The organism is Microbacterium esteraromaticum (assembly GCF_900163815.1).
Lineage (GTDB): Bacteria > Actinomycetota > Actinomycetes > Actinomycetales > Microbacteriaceae > Microbacterium > Microbacterium esteraromaticum_B.
Window position 1 is genome coordinate 1 of record NZ_FUKO01000030.1, and the last position, 25,004, is coordinate 25,004.

General features: G+C 67.0%; 19 protein-coding genes and 1 tRNA gene. 6 read left to right on the forward strand and 14 right to left on the reverse strand.

Going from position 1 to position 25,004, the window contains the following annotated elements; genetic code table 11:
• Positions 1 to 53 precede the first annotated feature (53 nt).
• From FM104_RS11685 to FM104_RS11700, 4 genes are all read right to left on the reverse strand, one after another.
• A complete protein-coding gene (locus tag FM104_RS11685) occupies positions 54 to 941 on the reverse strand; it encodes a bile acid:sodium symporter family protein (RefSeq protein ID WP_087132425.1) in 888 nt (295 codons plus the stop codon).
• Positions 942 to 1,091: 150 nt separating this feature from the next.
• Complete coding sequence (locus tag FM104_RS11690; protein WP_256971634.1) at positions 1,092 to 3,857, reverse strand: multicopper oxidase domain-containing protein; 2,766 nt, start codon at positions 3,855 to 3,857, stop codon at positions 1,092 to 1,094.
• The gene (locus FM104_RS11695) at positions 3,854 to 5,245 is read right to left on the reverse strand and encodes a hypothetical protein (RefSeq protein WP_143738364.1); all 1,392 of its coding nucleotides are present in this window, start codon (positions 5,243 to 5,245) and stop codon (positions 3,854 to 3,856) included. Before FM104_RS11695 ends, FM104_RS11690 begins: the two co-directional genes overlap by 4 nt.
• A gap of 173 nt (positions 5,246 to 5,418) precedes the next feature.
• The gene (locus FM104_RS11700; protein WP_087132427.1) at positions 5,419 to 6,072 is read right to left on the reverse strand and encodes a hypothetical protein; all 654 of its coding nucleotides are present in this window, start codon (positions 6,070 to 6,072) and stop codon (positions 5,419 to 5,421) included.
• A gap of 58 nt (positions 6,073 to 6,130) precedes the next feature.
• On the opposite strand from FM104_RS11700, the gene FM104_RS11705 reads away from it, so the two are divergent.
• Positions 6,131 to 6,460 (forward strand): DUF2249 domain-containing protein, encoded by a 330-nt coding sequence (locus FM104_RS11705; protein WP_087132428.1) that lies wholly within the window; start codon positions 6,131 to 6,133, stop codon positions 6,458 to 6,460.
• A 94-nt stretch (positions 6,461 to 6,554) separates the two neighbouring features.
• Here FM104_RS11705 and FM104_RS11710 read toward each other — a convergent pair.
• Positions 6,555 to 6,635 (reverse strand) — tRNA-Tyr (locus FM104_RS11710).
• An 86-nt stretch (positions 6,636 to 6,721) separates the two neighbouring features.
• Complete coding sequence (locus FM104_RS11715) at positions 6,722 to 7,642, reverse strand: carbohydrate kinase family protein (protein ID WP_087132429.1); 921 nt, start codon at positions 7,640 to 7,642, stop codon at positions 6,722 to 6,724.
• Positions 7,643 to 7,747: 105 nt separating this feature from the next.
• Between FM104_RS11715 and FM104_RS11720 the strand changes: the two genes are divergently transcribed.
• Positions 7,748 to 8,353, forward strand: a complete 606-nt coding sequence (locus FM104_RS11720) for a hypothetical protein (RefSeq protein ID WP_087132430.1) — start codon at positions 7,748 to 7,750, stop codon at positions 8,351 to 8,353.
• A gap of 147 nt (positions 8,354 to 8,500) precedes the next feature.
• On the opposite strand, the gene rpoC is transcribed toward FM104_RS11720, so the two are convergent.
• Together rpoC and rpoB are read right to left on the reverse strand one after the other, a co-directional pair.
• Positions 8,501 to 12,376 carry a DNA-directed RNA polymerase subunit beta' gene (rpoC, locus tag FM104_RS11725; protein ID WP_087132431.1) on the reverse strand — a complete coding sequence of 1,292 codons (3,876 nt, stop codon included), beginning with the start codon at positions 12,374 to 12,376 and terminating at the stop codon, positions 8,501 to 8,503.
• A 45-nt stretch (positions 12,377 to 12,421) separates the two neighbouring features.
• Positions 12,422 to 15,922, reverse strand: a complete 3,501-nt coding sequence (gene rpoB / locus FM104_RS11730; RefSeq protein ID WP_087132432.1) for a DNA-directed RNA polymerase subunit beta — start codon at positions 15,920 to 15,922, stop codon at positions 12,422 to 12,424.
• Positions 15,923 to 16,134: 212 nt separating this feature from the next.
• Between rpoB and FM104_RS11735 the strand changes: the two genes are divergently transcribed.
• The 4 genes from FM104_RS11735 to FM104_RS11750 all read left to right on the forward strand — a co-directional run bounded on the left by FM104_RS11735 (position 16,135) and on the right by FM104_RS11750 (position 18,856).
• The gene (locus tag FM104_RS11735) at positions 16,135 to 16,647 is read left to right on the forward strand and encodes a hypothetical protein (RefSeq protein ID WP_087132433.1); all 513 of its coding nucleotides are present in this window, start codon (positions 16,135 to 16,137) and stop codon (positions 16,645 to 16,647) included.
• 10 nt (positions 16,648 to 16,657) lie between these two features.
• Entirely contained in the window at positions 16,658 to 17,524 is an 867-nt protein-coding gene (locus tag FM104_RS11740) for a spermidine synthase (RefSeq protein WP_087132434.1), read from the forward strand.
• 246 nt (positions 17,525 to 17,770) lie between these two features.
• Positions 17,771 to 18,301, forward strand: coding sequence for a hypothetical protein (locus tag FM104_RS11745; protein ID WP_087132435.1), 531 nt, complete (start codon positions 17,771 to 17,773; stop codon positions 18,299 to 18,301).
• Between the two features lie 66 nt (positions 18,302 to 18,367).
• Positions 18,368 to 18,856, forward strand: coding sequence for a SprT-like domain-containing protein (locus FM104_RS11750; protein ID WP_087132436.1), 489 nt, complete (start codon positions 18,368 to 18,370; stop codon positions 18,854 to 18,856).
• A 94-nt stretch (positions 18,857 to 18,950) separates the two neighbouring features.
• Here FM104_RS11750 and FM104_RS16635 read toward each other — a convergent pair whose 3' ends face one another.
• The 6 genes from FM104_RS16635 to FM104_RS11780 all read right to left on the reverse strand — a co-directional run bounded on the left by FM104_RS16635 (position 18,951) and on the right by FM104_RS11780 (position 24,927).
• Entirely contained in the window at positions 18,951 to 19,568 is a 618-nt protein-coding gene (locus FM104_RS16635) for a DUF3054 domain-containing protein (protein WP_087132437.1), read from the reverse strand.
• 77 nt (positions 19,569 to 19,645) lie between these two features.
• Positions 19,646 to 20,341 (reverse strand): 2-phosphosulfolactate phosphatase, encoded by a 696-nt coding sequence (locus tag FM104_RS11760; RefSeq protein ID WP_087132438.1) that lies wholly within the window; start codon positions 20,339 to 20,341, stop codon positions 19,646 to 19,648.
• Positions 20,342 to 20,555: 214 nt separating this feature from the next.
• On the reverse strand, positions 20,556 to 22,040 hold the full coding sequence (locus FM104_RS11765) for an FtsX-like permease family protein (protein WP_087132439.1): 1,485 nt from the start codon (positions 22,038 to 22,040) through the stop codon (positions 20,556 to 20,558).
• Complete coding sequence (locus FM104_RS11770) at positions 22,037 to 22,798, reverse strand: ABC transporter ATP-binding protein (protein ID WP_087132440.1); 762 nt, start codon at positions 22,796 to 22,798, stop codon at positions 22,037 to 22,039. Before FM104_RS11770 ends, FM104_RS11765 begins: the two co-directional genes overlap by 4 nt.
• A gap of 271 nt (positions 22,799 to 23,069) precedes the next feature.
• Entirely contained in the window at positions 23,070 to 23,705 is a 636-nt protein-coding gene (locus FM104_RS11775; RefSeq protein ID WP_087132441.1) for a response regulator, read from the reverse strand.
• Between the two features lie 19 nt (positions 23,706 to 23,724).
• Entirely contained in the window at positions 23,725 to 24,927 is a 1,203-nt protein-coding gene (locus FM104_RS11780) for a sensor histidine kinase (protein ID WP_087132442.1), read from the reverse strand.
• Positions 24,928 to 25,004 lie beyond the last annotated feature (77 nt).

The following is a 25,004-nucleotide window of genomic DNA, read 5'->3' on the forward strand; positions in this document are numbered from 1 at the left end:
CATTTCTATGTCACGACGCTCGCTCAGAACCCAAGCTCATCGGTGAATCGAGGCTAAGAAGACGCACCTGCCGCGACGGCAACCGGGCTCGGCGTGCGCTCACGGATGAGGAATCCGAATCCGAACGCGATGAAGAACATCAGCACGCCGTAGATGGCTGCGGGCAGGCTCAGCTCCATCGAGCCGAGCACCGACTGCGCGATGACGATCGCGAGCGTGGCGTTGTGGATGCCGATCTCGAACGAGGTGGCGATCGATTCGCGCGCGCCGACCTTCAGCATCCGCGGCACCCAGTATCCGACCGCGAGACTGATCAGGCAGAACACGATCGTGATCAGTGCGAGACCGGCGAAGTTCTCGACTAGCAGCGTCCAGTTCGATGCGACCGCACCGCCGATCACCACGACGAGGATGATGACGCTGGCGATGCGCACCGGCTTGTCCATCCCCTTCGCGAACGACGGCCAGAACCTGCGCACCAGCATCCCCACCGCCACCGGCAGCAGCACGATCGCGAAGACCTCCAGCGCCTTCGACCACTGCAGCCCGAGCTGGTCGTCGAACGGCTGGAAGTAGCCGATCGCGAAGTTCGTGATCAGCGGGAGGGTGATCACCGCGATCACCGAGTTCACCGCGGTCAGCGAGATGTTCAGCGCGATATCCCCGCGGAACAGGTGGCTGTAGAGATTCGCCGTCGTGCCGCCCGGTGACGCGGCGAGCATCATCATGCCCACCGCCAGCACCGGCGGAAGCTGGAACAGCAGCACGAGGCCGAAGCAGATCGCCGGCAGCAGAAGCAGCTGGCACAGCAGCGCGATCATCACCGCCTTCGGCTGCTTCAGCACCCGCGCGAAGTCGGCGAGAGTGAGGCTCAGCCCGAGGCCGAGCATGATGATCCCCAGTGCGACGGGGAGTCCGATGGTGGTCAACGCTGATCCCATGGCCTCAGTGTGGCCGAAGGTTCAGCAGTTGTCACGCACCCGCGGTCGAAGCGCGCCCGACCGGGGCCGGGCAGCGCGTCGGAGTGCCACTTGGTCACCATGTCCCGTCGGATGCGACCATATGCGACACCGATGCAACCAGAAGCGGGCTCAGTCCACGGCGAACAGCCCGTGAGCCCCGCGCTCGGCATCGATCATGTAGTGCGTCACGAAGGGATAGTGACCCGCTTCGGGGAACGTCAGCTCGACGAATCCGCCCTGCGCGACCGCCAGCGGCAGCACCTGGGCTCCGGTGTCGACCGCCCGGTTGATGAGGTACGCGCCTTCTGACCAGACCGTGTCGAACTGCCCGCCCACGACGTGGAAGCTGCTGGGGCGCTCGACTCCGGCATCCAGCACCCACACCCGCACCCGTTCGCCGACCTTCGCCGGCAGCGGCGCGTGGTCGTACTGGTTCGCGTAGCCGTTGAACGTCACGAGATCGGGGTTGCGGGTGGCGAGACGGTCCATGTCGACCTCGCCGCCGTCGTGGCCGCCGAGATAGTACTCGCCCTGCACGAGCACGTAGCTGCGGTCGACGACGGGCAGATCGTCGGGTTCGATGATGACTGCGCCGTACATGCCGTTTGCGATATGTGCGCTCATCGGCATCGTCGAGCAGTGGTACATCCAGATTCCCGAACGCGTGGCCCTGAACGTGTAGGTGACGCTCTCGCCCGGTGCGATCGTGCGCATCGGCTGATCGGGCGCGAGAGACCCGGCGTGGAAGTCGATGGAATGCCCCATCGTTCCCTTGTTCACGAGGGTGACGACGAAGGTGTCGCCCACTCGTCCGTGCAGCAGCGGCCCGGGAGCCGTTCCGTTGTACGTCCACAGCGTCTGGGTCACTCCCGGCGCGACCTCGAGCTTCTCGTCGCGGGCGACAAGAGTGACCTCGCGGGTGGTCGGAGAATCGGATGCCGGCAGCGGCGCGAGCTCGGCATCGTAGGGAGTGAAATCAGGGCCGGGCTCACCCATCAGATCGATCGCACCTGGCATGGCGTGATCGGAGTGGTCGCCCTGCTGGTCGCCGTGCTCACCGGCATCCGAGTCTTCGACTGTCGTGCCGCCGTCCCCGCCGGTCGCGACGACCTGCATCGTCATGCCCATCTGGCGGTGGCCGATGATCGAGCACCAGCCGTCGAGGTTCGCGGTGATGACACCGACGTCGATCGTCTCCGATGCGCCGGGTGCAAGGCGCGTGCCGCCGATGCCGTTGGCGAAGACGAGGTCGTGCACCTGCTCAGTGTCGGTGTTGGTGAGTTCGATGATCAGGCGGGTGCCGACCGGCACTTCGATGCGGCTCGGCGTGAAGCGCATGTCGGCGGCTTCGACCTGGACGGTCTGCACCGGAGCATCCGCATCGCCGGTGGGAGCAGCGCTCCACCCCAGGCCGACCGGATCGGCGATCGCCATGCCCGCCGAGACGAGCACGACGGCGAGCAGCCCGGCGACGGCCTGGCCCGCGCGACGGCCCTGGGGGTGTGCGCTCGTCTCCCCCTTCGCCTGCGTCTCCCCCTTCTCCTGCGACGTTGGATCACTAACGTCGCTTCCCGCGGTCGGGAGCCGGCGTTTGTGATCCAACGTCGGAGTGGCAACGGCCTTGGCTCGGCGCTGGGCACGCATCGCGCGCAGCATCACGACCAGGAACGACGCCATAGCGATGAGGTACAGAATCGATGCGACCACGCGCATGAGGCTCGACACCGGAAGCACGCAGACGACGAGCGCCGCGTTGGCGACCGTGACCCGCAGCGGGCCCGCCGCATCGAACACCGCGTTGCCAGCGCGAACGGGGCCGGGGCCACCGCCGAGGACTACCGGAATCAGGTAGCTGAGCGCACCGACGAGCACCTGAGCCGCGAAGCCCGCAGCGAGGTACGGCACTACCTGGCCGAAGAGGGCGGCGAGGGCGGCGAAGCCATCGCCGTTCAGCGTGGTGAATCCAGCGGTGTCGATGGCTGCGACGACCGCGCCGACGACGAGCGTGGCCACCGCACCCGCCCACCAGACGAGCGCCATGCCGACAGACAGAGCGGCGAAACTGCGCGGCGCCTTCTGCCGTGCGGCGCGGAACAGCGAGACGCCGATGATGATGAGGCCTGCGAGGTAGGCGGCGAGCCCCAGCGCGACACCGGGCAGCCATCCGACCGCAGCCGCGACGGCCGCGACGACCACGCCACCAGCGAGTGCGGGCAAGGCACGGGCGGCGCCGAGCGCGGCGTGTTCATCGGCACGGGTTCGCAGGATCGTGGGCCACAGGGTGACGACGGTGCCCGCAACCGTGATTCCGATCCAGCCGAGGAGGTTGAACAGTGCGTGCGCGAGTACGAGGTTCGGGGCATCGTCGCCACGGGCGAGCCAGGCTCCGAGGCCAGCGCCCATCGTCAGCATCGCCGCCGACACGATGTAGTAGCGAGTCGTGCGCCCGAACTTGCCCGGCATGCTCGACCGCGCCCGGCTGATCAGACTGACGGCGTGCCAGATCACAGCGGTGATCAGGGATGCGGCTCCCACGAGCGTCACCGGCCAGACGGCGATCATCACACCGGTGATGACGGCAGCGGCGCCCGCATTCGCGAGAATGAGGCGAATGTTCTGATTGCGGCGCCCGGCCACGGTGAGCGCGCTGCGCAGCAGAGCGAGGGAGAAGTACTGACTCCACACGAGAATCGCGTGGGTGACGGCACCGAGCAGCAGCAGGTGGATCATCAGCCACCCCGGCATCGGCACGAAGCGGTGGATCACCGTCGACACAGCCGCGAGCAGCAGCCACGCCAGCGTCGGAATGTCGCGCATCGGCCAGAATCCGCGCTTCTTCACGACGGCGGAAGGCGTGCCGGGGGCACCGGGTGCGCCGGTGAGGTTCGGAGTCATGAGGCGGGTCCTTCAGGGTTCGCGCGTGGGGCGGAGGGCTTCTCACCCATCGGAGGAGGTTTCAGCAGCATCCGTCCTCCGATGCCGGAGTCCTCCTCCGCTGCGCGCGGGATCAGTGCGGCGGATGCTGCGCGCCCCGCCACTTTCGCCCCCGTGCGCGCCTTCGGCACCCCGAGCAGCGCGCTGGTGACAGCCGTGAGCATGAACAGCAGCAGTGCGATCACGCCGAGCATTCCCCCGATCTGCCAGGCCACCGGCAGTCCGAGGCCGTCGCCGATCCACACGCGCACGATCAGTGCGACCTGGAGCAGCGAGATGGGCACCCAGAACGCGGGCCGATACGGCAGTGGAACGCGCAGCACCGCCGGCAGGATCGTCGTCGCGTGCGCCATGATCATCGAGAAGGTGTACCCGAGGAAGACCGCGTGAATCACCGCGTCGTAAGCGGTCTGCTCGGTCGGCGAGCCGAGCAGCAGAACGAGGCCCGCGACGGCGAGCCAGACGTAGCCGGCGAGGATGCACGCGGCCATGTACCGGGTCACCCCGCTCGCCCGGATGGTGCGGCGCGCGACGTCGTGCACGATCAGCCAGCCGGTCAGTGAGAGCAGCGTGATGCCCAGCAGGATCGCGCCGGCATCCGGGAACACGAGCCCGACGACGAGAGCGCCGGTCACGCCCCAGGCGTGGACGAGGAGTCGGATGCCAGCCTGCGGCCCCATCGTGATGCGAGCGAGCTCTACCCGCTCGGCGGCGATGGTGAGCACTAGGAAGCCGATCATCCAGGGGATGATGCGGGTCATCGTGTCCTGCCCGATCCACAGCACCGCGCCCGCGAGCGCGAGACCGGCTGCGAGCAGTTGGGTGAGGAGGGCGGCGTCGTACTGGCGGCGCCAGAGCGGAACGTACAGCAGGGTGAAGGATGCTGCGCCCGCGGCCAGCACGATCTTCGCGACCACCAGCGGGATGGGCATGACCACCAGCAGGATGCCGCCGATTCCCAGCAGGGCTGGCGCGATGTAGCCGTAGGCGCGGCCGAGCGCGGTGGCACGCTCGAGGCTGATCAGCGTGCCGACGAAGCCGAGCACGAGCAGCATCCCGTGCACATCGGGCAGGCGCTCAGTGGTGACGGGTGCGGGCAGCCCCAGCAGCATCATTCCCGCGTCGAGCCCGGCGAGCAGAGCGAGGCCCGCCGGCAGCATCCAGATCAGGCGCCACGGCGTGCTTCGGCGGCGGACACCCGCCATGCGCGCTCCGCCGTGCGCGCCGACACCGCCGCCACGCGTGCCCGCGCCCGTGCCGCCGCGCGCGCCCGCGCCGCTACGAGAGCCCGCACCTGTAGCGGCACTCGCGCTCGCAGCATCCGCGCCCACACCTGTAGCGGCACTCACGCCCCCAGCATCCGCACCCACACTCGCCGAGAAACCACTTCCCGCATGAGAAACCACGTCTGGGGTGGTTTCTCGTGCAGGAAGTGGTTTCTCGATAGAAATGACGGGCTCGGCAGGAGTGGCCGGCTCGGCAGGGGCGCGGCCCTCGCTAGAGGCGCCGCTGTCGGGGCGGGTCACGAGACGGCCCGCAGGTGCAGCACGCAGGCGCCGGCTGCCTGGAAGGGCTGCAACTCGGCATCCGTTCCTTCTACACGTGATCGTGCGATGCCCTCGACCAGGCCCTCGTGCACCGCGCACACCACATCGGAGCGGCGGGCAGCCGCGGCGAGCAGCGGACAGCTGTGTAGCAGGATGCCGTCGGCGGTGGCATCCGGCGCGAAGCCCTGCTCGCGCATGACCTCCAGCACGAGTTCGTGCGCATCGGCGGCAGCATCCGTGCGCTCTGAGGCGACCTCGGCGCCCCAGCGCACGCCGGCAGCGCGCGCCTGCGCGACAGGGTCAGCGGCGACCTGCGCGAGGGAATCGGCGAGTGCCAGCGCGAGCCCCGCGTAGGGGTTGACGGCGTAGGCCGGCGGGGCCTCCCAGCGCCAGCCAGGCCGACCCCGGCCCTGCGCCTCAGCGCGGATGCGGCGCAGGCGCCCGTCGATGCGAAGGCGCTCGAGGTGCTCGCGCACGGTGTTCTCGTGCAGGCCCGTCGAGGTGACGATCTCGGCGGTAGATGCTGATCCGCGGCTCTCGACTTCACGCAGAATCCGCTCGCGCGACGACGATGAGCGACCGCTCCCGCCGACACGAAGATTATCTCCGGCGTCCCGATGGTTTTCCACGGTCTCTAGTGTAATAAAATAAGAAGTGAATCCTGCACTTCTAGAGACGGAGATAATCATGGGCCACATCGACATCCACCGTTCGCGCTCCGAGGCGACCAACCAGACGCCCACCAACGAGTCCGCCACCGCCGGCTGCACCTGCGGCGAGGTCGACGAAGAGCTCCCCGAGCTCGACGTGCAGACCATCCCGCACGCCGTACGTCACGCGGCGATCTTCGGAGCGATCGAATCGCTGCGCCCTGGCTCGGCCATGGTGATCTCGGCGACCCACAACCCCGTGCCGCTGCTCACCCAGCTTTCGGCCAAGCACGGCCCGACCTACAACACCCGCTACCTCGACGAGGGGCCCGAGCGCTGGCGCATCCTGGTGCGCAACGTGGCGTGACTTCGGTCACGATCGCGTACGCCCGCACGAATGACTGAGGGGCCCCGACCTATCAGGTCTGGGCCCCTCAGTGTTCCGCGTGTTTCCGGTGCGGTGGCAAGTACAGGATTCGAACCTGTGAAGCTCTCGCGGCTGATTTACAGTCAGCTCCCTTTGGCCACTCGGGCAACTTGCCAGGACACCCCCGTCCGGCTTTTCCAGTCAACCGGGGGCGCGAAGACCAAGCATACCGGTCGTCGGCGGTGTCAAGAAATCGAACCGTCAGCTGCCGAAAACGCCACGCTGCGACTCCGCCAGCGACGCTGGAGTGCGCAGCAGACCACCCTCCGCGCGACAGGTCGCCGCGGCAATGAGCATGGCCCGATCAAGCAGTTCCTGCCACCCGGCATCTGACGTCGGGGTCCCCTCGGACAGCCCTGCAGCGACCGCAGCGAGGGTCGCATCGCCCGCACCCACGGTGTCGACGATTGCCCCGGGCAGCGTAGCGATCGGAGCGCTAAAGATGCCCGCATCCGAGTCGAGCACCGCACCATCCGACCCGGCCGTAGCGAGCACGGCGGTCACGCCCAGCCCGCGCAGGCGGCCCCGGAGTGCATCGAGATCGCCGTCGTACAACAGCGCCGCGTCGTCCGCTCCAACCTTCACGAGTTCTGAGCGTGCGGCGAGCCGCTCGAAGCCGCGCACGAACTCGGCACGATCGCTCAACATTCCAGAGCGGGGGTTGGGGTCGACCGCGACGCGCGCATCTCCCAGCGCATCGAGGAGCACGTCGACCTCAGCGGGAACATCGAACGGAAAGCAGCTGATGGCGACGATCCCGGCATCCGCAATCGCTTTCCGCGCGGTGCCGTCGTAGCGGATGCTGCGCCGCTGCGCCGCCTCGTTGAACACGTACTGCGGCTCACCGCTCGGCGACCGGGTCACGACCGCACGGGACGAACCGCGCGGGGCCCGGCTGGAGATCAGCGTCACGTCGTGGTCCTGCAGGTACTCGCGGATGTGGTCACCGGGCTCGTCATCGCCCACCATAGCGATCAGCGTCGTGGTCACACCCAGTCGGCGCAGCCCCACTGCGACATTCAGAGCGGCTCCGCCGACCAGTTCGCGGATGCCGGCAGCATCCCGGATCTCGTCGATCAGCGCATCGCCGATGACGACGACTTCGCGGTTGTCTGTGCTCACCTTGCGAGACTATCGCGTGTACCCCTTTGGCTGCCTCGTGAAGCTAACCGGGTGCGCAACCGCGCGTCGGTCGCGTGTGTCTGACGATGGCGGTACGGTGACGGCATGAAGGCGCGACTTCTCAGTGCGACCGCGGTGCTCATGATGGCCGTTGCCCTCGTCGGATGCGGCCCTATGGGCGACGCGCCCACGACACCGCCTGGGCCCAGCTCTTCGGCATCCGCGTCGCCCGACGGCGAGACCACGCCGCCGAGTGGTGGAACCGCGAGCCCCACGCCGACGCCCACCTCAACCCCCATCGCTCTGCCGACCGACTGCCGGGCGATCCTTTCGCAGGCCGTGCTCGATCAGTTCGCGGACGTGCCGCTCAACGATCCCGCATTCGACCTGTCGGGTCCACGCGAAGACGGCTCACTGCTGTGCGTCTGGGGCGACCCGGCTGCCGATACGACGAACTTGACCACCGAGATCACACGGATCGATCGTGGCCCTGCCCTAGACATGTTGAACATGCTCGTCGCCGACGAAGGATTCACCTGTTTCGCCCCCGATGGCGGCACGCGCTGCGAGAAGACCTGGCAGAACACGCAGTATCCCGTCACCGACGGACGCACCCTGTTCTGGCGCGACAGTGTGCTCATCGACACCCGGTACTCCAACCTCGCGCCCGACGGCTATACGTCCAGCATCATCGAGCACGTCTTCGGCTGACCCTGCGACGGGGACGGAGAAGGCCCCGAGTTCCGAAGAACCCGGGGCCTCTCAGTGGATCAGCTCAACCTCAGCTGTGTTCGCGACTTCGTCGCTCGACAACTTTCAATCGGCTCGGCCGAACGAGCAAGCTCGTCGGCTCGACAATCAGTTGTACGTACCGGGGGTGATGTCGTCCGTGGAGAACGCGTCGAAGTCGACGTAGCCGAAGTCGCCCTCAGCGTACGCGCCGTCGGATGCGAAGATCCGGTTCGGGTAGCGCTCACTCTTGGCTTCTTCCGTCGCCTCGACAGTGATGTCGCGGTATCGGTTCAGACCGGTTCCGGCAGGAATCAGCTTTCCGATGATGACGTTCTCCTTGAGGCCGACCAGCGGGTCGCGCTTGCCTTCCATGGCGGCCTGCGTGAGCACGCGGGTCGTCTCCTGGAAGGAAGCAGCCGACAGCCACGACTCCGTCGCAAGCGACGCCTTCGTAATACCCATCAGCTCGGGGCGACCCGATGCCGGGCGCTTGCCCTCGGACACAGCCTCGCGGTTGATCTGCTGGTAGCGCTTCAGGTCGACCATCTCGCCCGGAAGCAGCGTCGTGTCAGCGTGGTCGACCACGGTGACCTTCCGCAGCATCTGACGCACGATGACCTCGATGTGCTTGTCGTGGATCGGCACACCCTGCGAGCGGTAGACGCCCTGCACGCCGCTGACGAGGTAACGCTGCACCTCGCGGGCGCCCATGACGCGCATGACCTCCTTCGGGTCGAGGGTGCCGACCAGAAGGGGCTGACCGACGGTGACATGCTGGCCGTCCTCGACGAGAAGCGTTGCACGCCTCAGCACCGGGTAGACCACCTCTTCGTCACCGCTGTCGGGCGTCAGGATGACGCGCTTGCCCTTCTCGTTCTCTTCGATCGCGATGCGGCCATCGGCCTCGGCGATGGGAGAGGCACCCTTCGGGGTGCGCGCCTCGAAGAGCTCCTGCACACGCGGCAGACCCTGGGTGATGTCATCAGCCGAAGCCGAACCACCCGTGTGGAAGGTACGCATCGTCAGCTGGGTTCCAGGCTCACCGATCGACTGCGCAGCGATGATGCCGACAGCCTCGCCGATGTCGACGGTCTTGCCCGTCGCCAGCGAACGGCCGTAGCACTGTGCGCACACACCGACAGCGGAGTCGCAGGTCAGCACCGAGCGCACCTTGATGGTCTCGACACCCGCCTCGACCAGCTTGTCGATGAGCACGTCGCCGACGTCTTCACCAGCAGTCGCGACGACCTCGCCAGCCGAGTTGACGGCTTCGGATGCCAGGGTGCGAGCGAACACCGAGTTCTCGACGTTCGGGTCGCGCACCAGCTCGCCCTGCGAGTTCGGAGCAGCGATCGGGAGCTCGAGGCCCTTCGACGTGCCGCAGTCCTCTTCGCGGATGATGACGTCCTGCGAGACATCCACCAGACGACGGGTCAGGTAACCCGAGTCGGCGGTACGCAGAGCGGTGTCAGCCAGACCCTTACGGGTACCGTGCGTCGCGATGAAGTACTCCGCCACCGACAGACCCTCGCGGTACGAGGAGATGATCGGACGGGGGATGATCTCACCCTTGGGGTTGTTCACCAGACCGCGCATACCCGCGATGTTGCGGATCTGCAGCCAGTTACCACGGGCACCCGACGTCACCATGCGGTTGATCGTGTTGTCCTCGGGGAAGTTGGCGCGCATCGCGGCCTGGACCTCGTCAGTTGCCTCGGTCCAGATCTTGATGAGCTCCTGGCGGCGCTCAGCATCCGTCGTCAGACCCTTGTCGTACTGCGACTGAACCTTCGCGGCCAGCTTCTCGTAACGACCGACGATCTCCTTCTTGTTCGGAGGAGTGAGGATGTCGCTGAGAGCAACCGTGACGCCCGAGCGAGTCGCCCAGTGGAAGCCAGCATCCTTGATGCGGTCCAGCGTGGCGGCCGTCTCGACCTTGGGGTATTCCTCGGCCAGCTTGTTCACGATCTGCGACAGCTTGCCCTTGTCGGCCTGCTCACGCACGAACGGGTAGCCCTTGGGGAGCGCGCCGTTGAAGATCGCCTGACCGAGCGAAGCGTCGAGGAGCCCGTGACGCTCGTAGCCCTCCGGAGCCTCGCCCTCAAGGAAGGTGAGACCGGGAACGCGGATGCGAATCTTCGCCTGAAGGTCGAGGGTGCCCTCGTCCTTCGCCAGGATCGCCTCGGAGACCGAGCCGAACGCACGACCCTCACCGGCTGCGCCCTCCTTGACCGTGGTCAGGTGGTGCAGACCGATGATCATGTCCTGCGAAGGCAGGGTGACCGGACGGCCGTCAGACGGCTTGAGGATGTTGTTCGACGCCAGCATCAGCACGCGGGCCTCGGCCTGAGCCTCGACCGACAGCGGCAGGTGCACAGCCATCTGGTCACCGTCGAAGTCGGCGTTGAACGCCGCGCAGACGAGCGGGTGCAGCTGGATGGCCTTGCCCTCGACGAGCTGAGGCTCGAAGGCCTGGATGCCCAGACGGTGCAGGGTAGGTGCGCGGTTCAGCAGCACGGGGCGCTCGCGGATGATCTCCTCGAGCACGTCCCAGACCTCGCCACGGGTGCGCTCGACAGCGCGCTTGGCGGCCTTGATGTTCTGCGAGTGACCGAGGTCGATCAGACGCTTGATCACGAACGGCTTGAACAGCTCCAGAGCCATCTGCTTGGGCAGACCGCACTGGTGCAGCTTCAACTGCGGGCCCACCACGATGACCGAACGGCCCGAGTAGTCCACGCGCTTGCCGAGCAGGTTCTGACGGAAACGACCCTGCTTGCCCTTCAGCATGTCGCTGAGGGACTTCAGTGCGCGGTTTCCGGTACCGGTGACGGGGCGACCACGGCGGCCGTTGTCGAACAGTGCGTCGACGGCCTCCTGCAGCATCCGCTTCTCGTTGTTGACGATGATCTCGGGGGCACCGAGGTCGATCAGACGACGCAGACGGTTGTTGCGGTTGATGACGCGGCGGTACAGGTCGTTCAGATCGCTGGTGGCGAAGCGGCCACCGTCGAGCTGGACCATCGGGCGCAGCTCCGGCGGGATCACCGGAACGACGTCGAGGACCATGGCGGCCGGGCTCATGCCGGTCTCCAGGAACGAGTTGACGACCTTCAGGCGCTTGATCGCGCGAATCTTGCGCTGGCCCTTGCCCTCAGAGATCTGCAGGTGCAGGTTCTCGGACTCGGCCTTCAAGTCGAAGGACTCCAGGCGACGCTTGATCGACTCGGCGCCCATGTAGGCCTCGAAGTACTGACCGAAGCGGTCCTGCAGCTCGTAGAAGACGTCGTCCTCGGGACGAAGAGCACCCACCTCGAGCGTGCGGAAGTCCTCCCACACGCGCTCGAGCTTGGCGATGGCCTCGTCGGCACCCTTGCGGGTGAGAGTCATCTCCTTCTCGGCGGCGTCCTTGACCTTCTTCTTGGCATCCGCCTTGGCACCCTCTGCCTCAAGAGCAGCGAGGTCCTCTTCGAGCTTGGCCAGGCGCTCCGCGATCTTGGCATCGCGGCGGTCGCCGAGCGTCTTCAGCTCGAGACGGATGTTGTTCTCCTGCGTGGCGAGGTCGCGGTGACGAGCATCCTCGTCGACCGAGATCACCATGTAGGCGGCGAAGTAGATGACCTTCTCGAGGTCCTTCGGCGCCATGTCGAGCAGGTAGCCGAGCCGCGAGGGCACACCCTTGAAGTACCAGATGTGCGTGACGGGAGCGGCGAGCTCGATGTGGCCCATGCGCTCACGACGGACGGAGCTCTTGGTGACCTCCACGCCGCAGCGCTCGCAGACGATGCCCTTGAAGCGGACGCGCTTGTACTTGCCGCAGGCGCACTCCCAGTCGCGGGAGGGTCCGAAGATCTGCTCGCCGAAGAGGCCGTCCTTCTCAGGCTTCAGCGTGCGGTAGTTGATTGTCTCTGGCTTCTTGACCTCACCGTACGACCATCCGCGGATGTCGTCAGCGGTGGCGAGGCCGATTCGAAGCTCATCGAAAGTTGTTGATTCGAGCACTAGTTCTCCTGTGTAGAAAATCTGTCGCTAATCGAAAGGACCGGGTCAGATCTCGTCGATCGATGCGGCTTCGAAACGGCTGGAGATGTTGATGCCGAGCTCTTCCGCTGCACGGAAGGCCTCGTCATCGGTGTCTCGCAGGTTGACTGCGGTGCCATCGGCCGAGAGGACCTCGACGTTCAGGCAGAGCGACTGCATCTCCTTCAAGAGCACCTTGAAGGACTCGGGGATGCCGGGCTCCTGGATGTTCTCGCCCTTGACGATCGCCTCGTACACCTTGACGCGGCCGAGGATGTCGTCGGACTTGATCGTGAGGAGCTCCTGCAGCGCGTATGCGGCGCCGTAGGCCTCGAGGGCCCACACCTCCATCTCACCGAAGCGCTGTCCACCGAACTGCGCCTTACCGCCGAGCGGCTGCTGGGTGATCATCGAGTACGGACCCGTGGAACGTGCGTGGATCTTGTCGTCGACGAGGTGGTGCAGCTTCAGGATGTACATGTAGCCCACCGAGACAGGTGCCGGGAACGGCTCGCCGGAGCGACCGTCGAACAGCAGCGTCTTGCCGGATGCGCCGATCAGGCGATCGCCATCACGGGTGACCCGCGTGGAGTCGAGCAATCCGGAGATCTCGTGCTCACTGGCACCGTCGAACACCGGGGTCGCAACCTTGGTGTTCGGAGCGACGTCGCGCGCTTCCTCAGGCAGCTTCACAGCCCACTCGGGGTTGCCCTCGACCTTCCAGCCCTGCTTGGCGATCCACCCGAGGTGGGTCTCCAGCACCTGGCCGAAGTTCATGCGGCCCGGGATGCCGAGCGGGTTGAGCACCACGTCGACGGGCGTGCCATCCGCGAGGAACGGCATGTCTTCGACGGGGAGAATCTTCGCGATGACGCCCTTGTTGCCGTGACGGCCGGCGAGCTTGTCGCCCTCAGTGATCTTGCGCTTCTGGGCGATGTAGACCACGACGCGGCGGTTGACGCCCGAGCCGAGCTCGTCGTCGCCCTCTTCGGCGTTGAACTCCTTGACGGCGATGATCGTGCCCTGCTCACCGTGCGGCACCTTGAGCGACGTGTCGCGAACCTCGCGGCTCTTCTCGTTGAAGATCGCGCGGAGCAGACGCTCCTCGGCCGACAGCTCGGTCTCGCCCTTGGGCGTGACCTTGCCGACGAGGATGTCGCCGGGGCGAACCTCGGCGCCGATGCGGATGATGCCGCGCTCGTCGAGGTCCTTCAGCAGCTCGGGGCTGACGTTGGGGAGGTCACGGGTGATCTCCTCCTTGCCGAGCTTCGTGTCGCGAGCGTCGACCTCGTACTCCTCGATGTGAATCGAAGAGAGGGTGTCGTCCTTCACCAACTCCTGGCTGAGGATAATCGCGTCCTCGAAGTTGTGGCCTTCCCACGGCATGAACGCGACGAGCAGGTTCTTGCCGAGCGCAAGCTCGCCGTTCTCGGTGGCGGGGCCGTCTGCGAGGACCTCGCCGACCTCCACGCGCTCACCGGCGTTGACGACGACGCGCTGGTTGTAGGACGTGCCCTGGTTCGAGCGGTCGAACTTGCGCAGGTGGTATTCCTGCGTGCCACCCTCGTCGAGCATGACGACGATGCGGTCTGCAGAGACCTCGCTGACGACACCGGCCTTGGCTGCGGTGACGACGTCACCTGCGTCGATGGCGGTGTAGCCCTCCATACCGGTGCCGACCAGCGGCGAGTCGGAGCGGAGCAGCGGCACAGCCTGACGCTGCATGTTGGCACCCATCAGGGCGCGCTGGGCGTCATCGTGCTCGAGGAACGGAACGAGCGAGGTCGCCACCGACACCATCTGGCGCGGGGAGACATCCATGTAGCCGATCTCCTCGGGGAGGAACAGGTCGACCTCACCGTTGCCGCCACGGGGGCGGGCGAGAACCTGGTCTTCGCTGAAGCGGTTCTTCTTGTCGAGCGGGGCGTTCGCCTGCGCGATGTTGAAGTCGACCTCTTCGGATGCCGTGAGGTAGTCGATCTGGTCGGTGACCACGCCATCGGAGACACGACGGTACGGCGTCTCGATGAAGCCGAAGGAGTTGATGCGCGCGAAGGTCGCGAGCGCACCGATCAGGCCGATGTTCGGGCCTTCCGGCGTCTCGATCGGGCACATGCGGCCGTAGTGCGAGGGGTGCACGTCACGGACCTCGACGCCGGCGCGGTCACGGCTCAGGCCACCAGGGCCGAGGGCCGAGAGGCGGCGCTTGTTGGTCAGGCCCGCGAGCGGGTTGTTCTGATCCATGAACTGCGACAGCTGCGAGGTGCCGAAGAACTCCTTGATCGCGGCGACGACGGGGCGCACGTTGATCAGAGTCTGCGGGGTGATCGCCTCGATGTCCTGCGTGGTCATGCGCTCGCGGACGACGCGCTCCATGCGGGACAGACCGGTGCGGACCTGGTTCTGGATGAGCTCGCCGACGGCGCGGATGCGACGGTTGCCGAAGTTGTCGATGTCGTCGGTGGCGATCCGGATGTCGGCCTTCTTGCCCGAGCGGATGCCTTCGAACGACTCGTCGCCACGGTGCAGGCGCACCATGTACTTGATCGTCGCGACGATGTCTTCCACCGTCAGAACAGAGTCCGTCAGCGGGGCTGCGAGGCCGAGCTTCTGGTTGATCTTGTAACGACCCACCTTGGCCAGGTCGTAGCGCTTCGAGTTGAAGTAGAAGTTGTCGAGCAGCGCGCGGGCGGCCTCAGCGGCGACCTGCTCGCCTGGACGCAGCTTGCGGTAGATGTCGCGCAGCGCGTCTTCCTTGGTGAGGATGGTGTCCTTCGCCAGAGTCTCCTCGATCGACGGGAAACCGGCGAACTCGGTGAGGATCTCTTCGCTGGTCATGCCCAGCGCCTTGAGGAAGACCGTGACCGACTGCTTGCGCTTGCGGTCGATGCGCACGCCCACCTGGTCGCGCTTGTCGACCTCGAACTCGAGCCATGCACCACGGCTCGGAATGACGCGTGCGGTGACGATGTCCTTATCGGACGTCTTGTCCGGCGTCTTGTCGAAGTAGACACCGGGCGAGCGCACGAGCTGCGAGACGACGACGCGCTCGGAGCCGTTGATGATGAACGTGCCCTTGCCGGTCTGCAGCGGGAAGTCGCCCATGAAGACGGTCTGCGTCTTGATCTCACCGGTGAGGTGGTTCATGAACTCGGCCTCGACGTACAGCGGAGCGGCGTAGGTCTTGCCACGCTCCTTGCACTCGTCGATCGAGTACTTCTCCGGCTCGAGATACGGGTTCGTGAAGCTCAGCTGCATCGTTTCGCCGAGGTCTTCGATCGGAGAGATCTCCTCGAAGATCTCGCCGAGACCGCTGTTCTCGTTGACGTCGGTGCGACCGGCCTTCTTGGCTTCGGCGACCCGGGCCTTCCAGTCGTCGTTGCCGACCAGCCAGCCGAAGGATTCGGTCTGGAGGGCGAGAAGGTCAGGGACCTCGAGCTTGTCGGAGATCTTGGCGAACGAGAGGCGGGAGACTCCGCGTCCGTTCTTGTTGGTGGTGGATGTGGATGCGTTGCGAGCAGCAGCCAAGGGAGTAACCTCCGTGTGCCCCGTGCGAGGGGTGGTCGATTCCTGGACGTCAGTGAAGTGCGCTCGTGAACTCAACGAATGCCGACCACCATATGAGGGCATGGAGAAGCGAGCGCAACTACCAACTATATGCCGAGAATCGCGACATGGCAAGCTCAGTCCTTGACCAATTCGGGAAGCTGCGGTATTGGCACCCTCTGCGACACTGAAGCATGCGCGTTCTGCTGAAGTTCACCATCGACTGCGATCCCGACACCGCGTGGCATGCCGTGCATTCACCGAAAGCAGTGTCGCAACTATATGCGCCCCTGCTGCAGATGCGCGCGGTGCAGGCTACCGGGTTTCCCGAGGCCTGGGCTCCCGGCGATGAAGTGCCGGTGCAGCTCGCGGCGTTCGGATGCATCCCGGTCGGTCGACAGCTGATTCATGTCAGCGAGCGCGTCGTGGAAGAGCCCGACGGTCAGGTGCGGATCTTTCGAGACAGCGGCATCCCCCTCACCGGCCCTCTCAGCGGCCTCGTTGTCTGGGACCATCAGATGGCCATCTCTCCCGCTCCTGGCCAGCCGCACCGAACCCTCTGGCGCGACCGACTCACCTTCGATGGCCCGACCGCACCCCTGCTCTGGCCGGTGCTGTGGGCGAGCTGGCAGGCTCGCGGGTTGCGCATGCGCTCCCTCGCCCGGGCATGGAGCACCGACCCGGATCTCGCGCCGAGCAACCTCTAGGCTCGATCCCATGGGACGAGTGCGTGGACGCGATGTCGAGAACCCGCGCGCGCGGCTCGACCACGGTGGCGTGGCCGAGATCGCCCCGTCGGAATTCACGCACGGCTTCGAGCTGGTCGTCGATGGAACACCGCAGTCGCACGTCGACCTCGATGACCCCACGCATCTGCACTTCGAGTACATCGTGCGCATGGGCGCCGTCATCGATCAGCTCGGCGGATCGCGCTCACCGCTCAGCGTCGTGCACCTGGGTGCGGGGGCGCTGACTCTCCCGCGCTATATCGATGCAACACGCCCTGGTTCACGCCAGCAGGTGATCGAGCTGGAGGGCCCGCTGGTCACGCTCGTGCGCGAGCACCTGCCGCTTCCGCGTGGCGCGGCTATCCGCATCCGCATCGGGGATGCCAGGGAGGGACTCCGCCGTCTCCCGCCAGCCCTGGTCGGCAGCTGCGATCTCGTCGTCTCCGATGTCTTCTCGGGTGCGCAGACGCCCGCACACCTCACCAGCATCGAGTTCTATCAGGAGATCGCCGCACTGCTCTCCCCCACCGGCGTGCTGCTGGTGAACGTCGCCGACAGCCCGGGGCTCGCCTTCGCCCGCCGCCAGGTCGCGACGGTGCAGACGGCGTTCCGCGAGGTCGCGGTGCTGGCTGACGCACAGGTGCTGAAGGGCCGGCGGTTCGGCAACCTCGTGCTGGCAGCATCCGCCACCGACCTTCCGACCGAATGGCTGCCGCGGATGCTGGCTGCCGGCCCGCACCCCGCGAAGATCGCTCAGGGCGCCGAGGTCGCGGCATTCGCGCGCGGTGCGGCGATCGTCACAGATGCGGATGCTGTGGCATCCCCACGCCCCGACGCGAATCTGTTTCTGCGCTGACGCGACGCTTGCGCCGACGCACAGTCTGGGCCGGCGCACAGTCTGGGCCGGCGCACAGTCTGGGGGCCGACACGCCAGTTGTAGGACCGGATGCTGGAAAGCGTCCGGCAAGTGTGCAAAAGACCCCTAACGTGTGAGCGCGTTCGGGTTGGAATGCGCCTCGCTTGCCCGAGCCAGGGCGTGCCTCAGTCGCTTCTGACGCGGGCAGGGCAGACTGGGAAAACACTGCGGAGAGGAGCATCAGTCGTGAGCATGATCCGAGGGTACGACCCCGATTCTCTTCGTGAAATCGTCGATCAGCGAGAGTGCATGATGCGCCTCGAGGAGATCGAAAACCAGCGCAGTCTTCCCGCGCTGCTCGAACGCGTCTGGCTGCTGAAAGTGCTCGACCGTCTCGATGAGGCGCTGGAACTGGCCGATGAAGCCGTGCGCCAGGCGCGCATGGCGGGCACGCGCAAGGATGTGCTTCGCGCCCGCGTGCTGCACGGCACGATTCTGCAGAACCGCGGCGCGCACGCTGCTGCCGAGCAGGAGCTCGCCACCTGCGCGAACGAAGCCGAAGGTCAGGGCTGGGCGGGCATCGCCGCGTTCGCGCACCAGCATCATGGCAAGAACGCCTACGAGGCACGCGATTTCGATCAGGCGCGAGAGAGCTTCAAGCGCTCGCTGTTCCTGCGCCGCGAGGCCGGCGCCGATGACAGCGCGCTCGAGACGGCCCTGCGGGCGATCGAGGCCGCGGAGTTGCGCAGCTCGGCAGCATCCGGCGTTCTCGTCTGAGCGCATCGACGACGCTTTCGCCGCGGGTTCGCGCCGAATGTCGGCGGTGAGATCTACTCTGATCTCATGGCAGATCTGATCCGGGTGCGCGTCTGGGCCGAGGCGCTGATCAGCATGCACCTCGACGAGACGTGGACTTTCGATTTCGATCACGCCAAGCGCCGGGCCGGGCTGTGCGACTATCGCCGCAAACGCATCAGCGTCTCGCGCTATCTGGCTGCGCGATTCGACGACGACGACATCCACCAGACGCTGCTGCACGAAGTCGCGCACGCACTTGCCGGGCACATGGCGGCGCACGGCCCGGCGTGGAAGAAGATCGCGCGTGAGATCGGTTACGTCGGCGGCACCACCCACGAGGGCGAAACCGCTGTCGAGCTCGCCCCGTGGATCGGCACCTGCGCGGCCGGGCACATCGTCTACCGGCATCGACGTCCTGGGCGCGAGACCTCCTGCGCGAAGTGCTCGCGAAAATTCGATCGCCGATATCTGTTCGAGTGGCGACGGCGCGAGATCACGCCCGCTGATCGCCTCGCCGCACAGCTGCCGCGCTGAAAGCGGCGTGCTCTGGCGGGCAGCGTGTTCTGCCGGCCGGCGTGCTCTGCCGGGCAGAGACGTGCTCTGCCGGGCGACGACGTGCGTGGCGCCGTCAGGACTCGGGTCGCTCCGAGGGATCGGTGGGGTCCGAAGGCTCGGTGGGGCCTGAAAGATCGATGGGGTCCGAAAGCACGGTGGGGTCTGCTGACTCGATGGGGTCTGCTGGTTCTGAAGGGTCGTACGGTTGCGCACGCCCGTCTGTTCCGATGGGCGCCGTCGGCTCGTAGCGGTCGCGCCGTTCCGTCCGCCCGCTCGGTTCCGGGTACTCGTTTGCTTCCGGGTGCCTGTTTGGTTCGGAGGATGGTCCTCGGGCGGTCCGGCGGCGACGCACCAGCATGGTGATCAGCCGCCAGCCGATCAAGAACAACCCGATCGTGAGCGTCGCCACGATGATGAAGGGCACCGCGGCGGTGTCACCGGAGGCGACGCGCAGCAGCATCCCACCGGCGACGGTCACCACCCACACCACGACTCCCCAGCCGAGCGACCAAGGCCTGCGCGGGCGCGCGGGAACGAGGGCGGCAAGCACGTGCCCGACGACCAGTGCCACGAGGAACGGCCACGCGGTGAGCAGGAAGCCCAGCGGATTCTCGTCGTGCGATGCTCGTCCGATCGCGGCGAAGATGAGCACCAGAATGGCGTCGAGAACGAAGGCGGGCAGGTACCTCATGCACTGACCCTATGCCGGGTTGGGGCTGGCATCCGACGGCTCGCGGCGAACAACCGACGCGGTGCCGAAGACGGGCCTCACTCGAACGGAACGAAGATGTCGCCACTGAGCTGAGGAACCGTGTCGGACCCGTCCAATTCCGCAGCCTCGTCGATCGTCGCGGGGCGAACTCCTGCGGCCTGCATGTGCTGCGTCGATGGCACCCCATCGGCCAGTTCGCGGGCGGATCCGCTCGCTCCGAGCAGGTGGCGCAGCGCACGACGCAGCGCGCGGAAGGATTCGCCGGCAACGACGGCCTCGGGTGACACATGGTCGATGCCGAGATCGGTCAGCGCTGCGATGATCGCCCCGGCGCCCAGCTGATCTTCGACCGCAAAGCGGACTTCACCCGATGGCGTCAATTCGCCGGCCGCGATGACGGCCACCGAGGTGCGTGCCGCACGCCTCTCCTGGATGGTCATCGCCGCCCGTGCGACGGCGGAAGCATTGCGGATGCTGCCGAGCAGCACGGTCGGTTCCCACGGCTCGGCATTCCCCGCAGACTGTGCACTGAGGGTGGACGCCGTCGCCGTCACCGATCCGCCATTCTTCGAGAACTCGGCGGCCTCTGCCAGCGTGATGCGGCGGTCGGTTGTGATGACATCCGCCATCGTCGACGAGAATCGCAGCACGTCCACGACGATGATGACATCCGCGCGGGCGAGGCGTGCCAGCCCGGCGGAGCCCCATTCGAAGCGGACCTGATAGGACGATTGCGCGAACGGCGATGGCATCCAACCAGCCTATTCCGCCCCCGATACCGCGCACCCCGCGCACCCCGCGCACCCCGCGCACCCCGCGCACGGACGGCGGGAGTCTGTACAACTGGCAGGAGATTCCGCGGCGTGTCGCCTGCCAAGCGTACAAACTCCCGCCATCCGTGCCAGGGTGCGATGCCAGAGTCCGTGCCAGGGTGGCGCGAAGGGGTCGCCGCAGACGGTCCAAGCCTCAGTCGGCCGCCAGCGCCTCCACGGGCGCGACGCGCGTCGCAAGTCGGGTCGGGGCGACCGCGGCGACGACCGTCAGCACCGCAGTCGCGACGACGATGATCACGACCGGCAGCCATGGCACGGCCGGGTACACCATCCCGGCCGGCTCATAGTCGGGCAGCACCGGAACAGATCCCAGCAGCGACTGCGCCGCGACCCAGCCGTATCCGATGCCGAGAACCAGACCGGTGACAGTCGCCGCCACGGTGATGTGCAGCGCCTCCAGCAGCACCATCCTGCGCACCTGCACACCGGTCAGACCGATCGCCCGCAGCAGCCCCAGCTCGCGGCGACGTTGCACGACCCCGATCGTCAGCAGGTTGACGAGACCGACGGCGGCGATCACGGCCGACACCGCCACGAGCACCATCATCACCGCGGCGAAACCGTCGAGCGCGGCGAAGCTCCCTGCCGCCTCGCCTTCTTCCATCTGACGGCTCAGCAGCACTTTCGTCGACTCCAGCGCGACCGCGAACATCGTGACGAGGGTGACGCCGATCACCACCCCCATCGCCATTCGACTGGAGCGCTCGGGGTAGCGCAGGGCATTCTCGGCTGCCAGCCGTGCGGTCGCCGATCGGCCGAACAGCCGCCCGACGAGCCGCAGAACCGGAGGCATGACCAGCGTCGCGCCGAGGGAAAGCCCGGTGAACGAGAACACCCCGCCAGCGAACGCGATGACCACACCGACGGGCGAGACGAGGCCCGCGAGCACACCCAGCACGAGCAGCGCGATGCCGACGCCCAGCAGCACGAGCGCACCGACGTGGCGAGCCGGACGGCCTGCCACCTCTGCATGGCTCCGTTCAACGGAGCCGCCGAGAGCCTGCAGCGGAGTCACCGCGAGCACCCGGCGGGAGCCGATCCAGGCGGCGAGCCAGGTGGTCAGCGCGACCCCGACGGCCGGAAGCAGAACAGCGGCCTGGAGGATGCTGGCATTTTCGGGCGCTCCCTCGAGAAACTGGCTGCCGACCAGCATCCCGACCCAGGAGAGCAGCACCCCGGAGACGAGCCCGAGGCCGGCTCCGACAATGCCTACGACCAGTCCCTGGCCCGAGACCTCCGCCCGCTGCGAGCGCGCGGATGCCCCGATGAGCCGCATGAGCGCGATCTGCCGGGTGCGCCCCGCGACGATGGTCGAGAAGGTGTTGGCGGTAACGGTCGCTGCCACATACATCGCCACAGCTGTGAGCAGGAAGGACAGGATGCCGACCACGATCGCGAGCGTCTCGCTGCGGCCGATGAAGGAGTCCGCCTGCAGGTAGTCGCCGATGTAGGCAGTGATCTCGACGAGACCGACACCGAACGCGGCAGAGAGTGCGGCGACGAGGATGCTGGCCCCCATGCCGCGATCCCGCAGCCACGCGAATTTCGCGACTCGGGGACGATCGACGTCGACGGAGGCGGGGGCGGGGCCGACGGAGCCGGCCACGAGCGCGGTCATGCGGCCACGTCCGCAGCGAGCATGTATGCGGCGATCTGCTCGGCGCTCTGGCGAGGATGGTCTGCGACGATCCGGCCATCGCCGAGGAACAGCACCCGGTCAGCGTGGCTGGCGGCGACGGCATCATGCGTCACCATCGCGATCGACTGACCGTGATCACGACTCGCGGTCGCCAGCAGCTGCAGCACTTCGCGGCCAGAAGCGGAGTCGAGGTTGCCCGTGGGCTCGTCGGCGAAGACGAGGTCGGGGGCGGTGGCGAGCGCACGGGCGATGGCGACGCGCTGCTGCTGTCCGCCGGAGAGCTCATGCGGGCGGTGGGTCAGTCGCGACGCGAGTCCAAGGCGCTCGATGAGGCCGTCGATGCGGGCGCGCTCGATGGCGCTCGGTCGGCGACCATCGAGGTCGAACGGCAGCAGGATATTGGCCAGCGCATCGAGCGTCGGCACGAGATTGAACGCCTGGAAGATGAACCCGACCCGGCGGCGACGCAGAACCGTCATCTCGAGGTCGCCGAGGCCGGTGATGTCGGTGTCGCCGATCCACACGCGGCCGTCGGTGGGCGTGTCGAGTCCAGCCATGATGTGCATGAGCGTCGACTTGCCCGAACCAGATGGGCCCATGATGGCGGTGAACTGGCCGCGGCGGATGCCGACGCTCACGTCGGTGAGTGCTCGCACGCCCGCGGCGCCCGCGCCGTATGACTTGGTCAGGTGCTGAACGCGGGCGGCGAGGCCGAGGTCTGAGGTGGTGATCTCCATGTCATCGACGCTATTTCTCGGCATCCGCCCCGCACATCGCCCGAGCGGATCATCTCGCGTACATCGGCAGGATGATCCGCGGCATCCGACCCGCTCTCCGGCCGCCGACCTTCCAGCCCGCGCACGGATGGCGAGAGAAAAAACGGATGCAGGGAGAAACGCCGTCAAAATGACCTCCATCCGTACAAACTCCCTGCATCCGTGCAGGGGTACGGAGTTTCGGGGCGGGTCCGGTCGGGCGGGGCCGGCCAGGCCGGTGAGGCCCAGCCGATCAGGCCAGGCCGTGCTCGAACGCGAAGACCACCAGCTGCACCCGGTCGCGCAGCGACAACTTAGCGAGAATGCGGCTGATGTGCGTCTTCACCGTCGCCTCGCTGAGGTACTCGCGGGCGGCGATCTCAGAGTTCGACAGACCCCTCGCGGCGAGCGCGAAGATCTCCCGCTCACGGTCGGTGAGGTCGCCGTACTCCGGCGGAACCGGCGTCGTCGCCTGAGTGAAGTGCGCGAACAGCTCTCGGGTGGCGGATGCTGCGATCACGCTCGATCCGGCATAGACCGTGCGAACCGCGGCGAGCAGGAATTCGGGCTCGGCGTCCTTGAGCAGAAAGCCGCTGGCGCCCTGCTGGATCGCCCGCGCCGCGGACTCATCAAGGTCGAACGTGGTCAGCATCACCACGCGCGGCGGGTCGGCCTTCTTCAGCAGCTGGGCGGTGGCGGTGAGGCCGTCCATCACCGGCATCCGAATGTCCATCAGCACGACATCGGGCGCCGTCCGCGCGACGACGTCGAGAGCCTCCTGCCCGTTGCCTGCTTCGCCGACCACATCCATGTCGGGCTGCGAGGCGATCAGCATGCGGATGCCGGCGCGGAACAACGCCTGATCGTCGACGAGCACGACCCTGATCATCTGTCTCCTCTTGCGGTGGTCATCCGGCGGCTGCGGGGGGCGAAGCGCCGATCGGAAGCGTCGCGGTGACGACGAAGCATCCGGCATCCCGCTCGGCCACGAGCGTACCGCCCGTGAGCTGCGCGCGTTCGCGCATTCCCACCAGCCCGTAGCCGGGGCCGGTGCCCACCGCCGCCTCGCCGGCCGCGTTCCGCACCTCGATCTCGACCCGATCCGACCACCATGACAGGCGCACATCGACCCCGCCCTCGCCGTGTCGCAGCGCATTCGTGAGCGCCTCCTGGAGGATCCGGTAGACGGCCAGCTGGATCGCCGCCGGCGGCTCGCCCGGGGGCATCGGATCGACGGTGACACGCGGTTCGATTCCGGCGTGGCGCACCTGCGCGAACAGGGTTTCGAGGTCGGCCAGCGTCGGCTGCGGTCCGTCGCCCTGGCGGTGTCTCAGCTGGGTGAGCAGCATCCGCACGTCCGACAGCGCGCTGCGCGCGGTCTGCGCGATCGTGCCGAGGGCTTCCTGCGCGAGTTCGGGGTGAGCGGATGCCGCGTAGCGCGCACCATCGGCCTGCGCGACCACGACTGCCAGTGAGTGCGCGACGACGTCGTGCATGTCGCGGGCGATGCGCACGCGCTCCTGCTCTTCCGCGGCTACGGCCTCGGCCCGCAGCTGAGCTTCGCGCGTGGTGCGACCGCGCCGCACGCTGCGCCAGAGCAGGCCAGCGCCCCACGACAGCGCGAGCGCGAAGAAGACGGTGACGGCGATGAGGATGCCGATGGCGATGTTCTGCCACTGGGCCGCGGGATCGCTGGATGGCGCAACCCCGGTGACGATCGGCACATACAGTCCGGCGACTCCTCCGGCGATGAGCACCGATGCGCCGCCCATCCACATGATGCGTCTTGAGCCCCAGGCGCTTGCGCCGAACAGCACGCCGAAGATGGCGACGTCGATGAGCCCGGGCCACAGACCGCCCGCCATCTGCAGCAGCGCTCCCACCCAGGCGAGTCCGAGCGCGAGCGGTGGAGACAGCCGAGTGATCGCGGCGGCGGCCCAGAGGATCACGCCAACCACGATGTACAGCCCGATCGCAACGCGCGAGTCGACGAGCCAGCCGCTCACCGTGTTCGAGGCAACCACCAGTGTGAGCGGCACAGTGATCACCAGACCGAGCACTGCCCCGACGATGTCGAGCACAAGCAGATGCGGGGGTACGGGGCGAATCACGTCTTCACGCTACGGGACGGCGTGGGTAGCCGGCATCCGCCGCGAGATGTATCTGGGGCTGTCTGTCTCTGGTTGTC

Coding starts and splice junctions, on each gene's coding strand:
- FM104_RS11685 (WP_087132425.1), bottom strand. CDS start 941: ATGGGATCAGCGTTGACCACCATCGGACTCCCCGTCGCACTGGGGATC.
- FM104_RS11690 (WP_256971634.1), bottom strand. CDS start 3,857: ATGACTCCGAACCTCACCGGCGCACCCGGTGCCCCCGGCACGCCTTCC.
- FM104_RS11705 (WP_087132428.1), top strand. CDS start 6,131: ATGGGCCACATCGACATCCACCGTTCGCGCTCCGAGGCGACCAACCAG.
- FM104_RS11720 (WP_087132430.1), top strand. CDS start 7,748: ATGAAGGCGCGACTTCTCAGTGCGACCGCGGTGCTCATGATGGCCGTT.
- FM104_RS11735 (WP_087132433.1), top strand. CDS start 16,135: ATGCGCGTTCTGCTGAAGTTCACCATCGACTGCGATCCCGACACCGCG.
- FM104_RS11740 (WP_087132434.1), top strand. CDS start 16,658: ATGGGACGAGTGCGTGGACGCGATGTCGAGAACCCGCGCGCGCGGCTC.
- FM104_RS11750 (WP_087132436.1), top strand. CDS start 18,368: ATGGCAGATCTGATCCGGGTGCGCGTCTGGGCCGAGGCGCTGATCAGC.
- FM104_RS16635 (WP_087132437.1), bottom strand. CDS start 19,568: ATGAGGTACCTGCCCGCCTTCGTTCTCGACGCCATTCTGGTGCTCATC.
- FM104_RS11760 (WP_087132438.1), bottom strand. CDS start 20,341: ATGCCATCGCCGTTCGCGCAATCGTCCTATCAGGTCCGCTTCGAATGG.
- FM104_RS11765 (WP_087132439.1), bottom strand. CDS start 22,040: ATGACCGCGCTCGTGGCCGGCTCCGTCGGCCCCGCCCCCGCCTCCGTC.
- FM104_RS11770 (WP_087132440.1), bottom strand. CDS start 22,798: ATGGAGATCACCACCTCAGACCTCGGCCTCGCCGCCCGCGTTCAGCAC.
- FM104_RS11775 (WP_087132441.1), bottom strand. CDS start 23,705: ATGATCAGGGTCGTGCTCGTCGACGATCAGGCGTTGTTCCGCGCCGGC.